This window comes from Stenotrophomonas sp. P5_B8 (assembly GCF_054049855.1).
The window spans coordinates 1-2,754 of record NZ_JBFULO010000473.1 but is presented as its reverse complement, the minus strand read 5'-3'; the positions used below and the strand labels follow the sequence as shown (position 1 = coordinate 2,754).

Below are 2,754 nucleotides of genomic sequence, written 5' to 3'. Positions count from 1 at the left end.
CCGCGGGACAGCACGGGGGCTGGACTTGGATTGGCGATCTGCTTGGAAATCTGCACCTCCCACGGATGGGCTCTCCGTTATGATGCACCCCAAGACAGAGGTGCGCGATTTGTCGTGGATACAAACCCGCCACTTGAGTCTCAACTCGACCTACCGCACTGAGTATTCTCGGGCGACCAAGGCGGGAGTGTTAGCCCAAACGCCATGCGTTCCGTCCTGCCCGCCTACTAGAGAGAGCAACAGTGCCCAATACAGGTCGTTTCCACCTTCTGGATGTTGAAGGTTTGAGAAGTGAGGACGACCGACTCTTGGAGTTGACAAGGGTTTTTTGTCGCTGCCTTCAATGCAGTGCGGCGTTCACAGCCACGCCCGCTCAAGGACTTGAACCCTTGGATGGCGGTGCAACGCTCCGTTGTCCCAAGTGTGGCGAGCACCAAGCCATCAGCCTAGTCCGATTTGAGGACTTCGCGCGCCGGCATGGGACGAACGCTTCTTAGGCCGGCGTTGCTTGCGCAGGTGGTCGCCTAGACTGGATTTGCCGGACCCGAGGGTCCACGGTTTGCACTGGATTGGGCTCGGTAGTCCAACGTCACGTCGTTGATCAGCGACGCTACCGCGGTCGCCAATCGCCTGCCGTCTGAAATGGAGCCATAGAAGCGGATGGAGGGGCCGTCGACCTCCACCCCGGCCACGCCCAAGTCGTTCTTCAACGCATCAATACGCGCGTCGAACAGGGCAAGCCAGCTGGGATGCGGTGCCACGTCCAGCATGGCAATGATCGCCTCGTCTTCCGTTTGATCAACGTTTTCCTGTAGATCAGGGACGTCGAAGCCCAGAAGTCTGGGCGCACCGGTATCTGGGGATGAACTGCTCATGGTCCTATGATATCGCGAAGCGCTGTCTTTTCCCTGGCTCATCGCGCCCCATTGGATTTCCGCCCAATGGGGCGCATGCCGAAGGGCTATCGCGGGTGTCTCACTTCAGCGGCGCATCGCTCTGTTGATACGTGCCCACGATGACGCCTTTTGCCAAGACGTGGCCCGCCGCGGCCTTAAGGACCTCATCCCGCGTCGCGCCCGGACGAACGTCGAGTCTCTTGTCCAGCGCCAGCACCTGGAAGTGATAGTGGTGTGGCGGGTCGCCCACCGGGGGCCTGGGCCCGTAGTAGCCGACGGAACCGCGGCTGGTTGCGCCTTGGAGGAGCCCTGCGGGGTTGGTCAGCCGGGGCTGGACTTGGACGCCCTCCGGCAAGCTGGTCACGGATGCGGGGATGTTCCAAGCGACCCAATGCACGAACGGCTTGATGGGCGTGGAGTCCGGGTCCTCGACAATCACCACGTAGGTCACCGCTTTCTGCACTGCATCCCACATCAGCGGCGGCGACAGCCCTTCGTGATACGCGCTGAATCGAGAGGAGAGCGCCTGACCGGCTTGGAAGGCCGGGGACCGGACGGCAACCTCGGGGGCCTGCGCCACGCGATCGAGGGCTAACGGGACGCCGTTTCCGGTCGCCACCTGCTTTTCAAGGGACTGCGCCGGGGGAGCAGCGGGGGCAGCAGGGGTGGCCTTTCCAGCGCTGTAGCTCACGCGGTAAATAACGCCGTTGGCGTCGTCACCCACCAAGAGTGCCCCGCCCCGCGTGACAGCCAAGCCCACTGGGCGTGCGAAATGGGTCCGGCCTTCATCGGTCAGGAATCCGCTGAGGAACGGCTCGAATGCGGTCGGCTGCCCGTTGCGGAACCGAATCCGCACCACCTCATAGCCCGAGGCCGGCTTCCGATTCCATGACCCCCGCATGGTGACGAACGCGTCGCCTCGGAAGCCGGCGGGATACTGGTTACCCGTGTAGAAGACCAGCTGCATGGGGGCCGCATGCGCGGTATAGCCCAAGACCATGGGTTCGCTCATCTGAGCCCACTGGGCCGTCGTGATTTCCCCAGGAGGTGTGCTCTGTGGATTCTGCCCATCCTTGCCCCAGATATGCGGCCAACCATACTGCTTGCCTTTGACGATGTGGTTGAGTTCCTCCGGTTGCACGTCGTCGCCAAGGAAATCAATGCCGTGATCCATCCCCCACAGTTCGCCGGTCTTCGGATCCCAAGCGAAGCCCAAGGTGTTGCGCAGTCCACTCGCAAAGATCGTGCGGCTCTTGCCGTCCGGCGAGGCGCGCAACACGGTCGCGTGCTCAGGATTGGATTCATTGCAGGCGTTGCACGAGGAACCCACGCTGATATACAGCATGCCGTCAGGGCCGAACGCCAACGTCCGGTTGGGGTGCTGCCCGCCGTCCGGGAGATCATTGATGATTCGCTCAATGGCTCCCAAAGACCCATCGGGGTTGAGAGGCGCCCGGAACACTTCGGTCGCCGTGGCCATGTAGAGGTGGCCGTCGCCGATGGCCAATCCATGGACACTCGGACGGTGGGCCACGGTCCGCGGGGCTTCATCCAAGACTCCATCCTCGTTGGCGTCCTTTAGCAACAACACGTCCCCTTGGTCACGGCGGGAAACGTAAATGTCGCCGCTGGGCGCCACGGCAATGATGCGGATGTTCTGAAGTTCCTTGGCGAAGGCTTTTGCCTCGAAGCCTTGGGGCACCTTTAGGCCGGCGATGCGCTCGTCGGTCGCCGGAACCTTGTCGGGTTTGAACGTATTGACCCGGGCGGGGACATCCGTCCCGTCGCCCTGCTGAGCAAGGGCCGGCCACGCTAACGTCGTGAGCAGGGCGGCGCATACGAGGGTCCGTTTCATGGG

Annotated in this window: 2 protein-coding genes; both read right to left on the bottom strand. The window is 62.5% G+C overall.

Annotated features, from left to right (window positions below; genetic code table 11):
* Positions 1-524: 524 nt before the first annotated feature.
* The gene (locus ACXJKH_RS18230; RefSeq protein ID WP_152153254.1) at positions 525-875 is read right to left on the bottom strand and encodes a hypothetical protein; all 351 of its coding nucleotides are present in this window, start codon (positions 873-875) and stop codon (positions 525-527) included.
* Between the two features lie 100 nt (positions 876-975).
* The coding region (locus ACXJKH_RS18225; protein ID WP_457321450.1) for a YbhB/YbcL family Raf kinase inhibitor-like protein at positions 976-2,754 on the bottom strand (1,779 nt) is incomplete at its 5' end.

Bases quoted from the DNA above. Each gene is read 5' to 3' on its own strand.
- ACXJKH_RS18230 (WP_152153254.1), bottom strand. From the start codon at position 875: ATGAGCAGTTCATCCCCAGATACCGGTGCGCCCAGACTTCTGGGCTTC.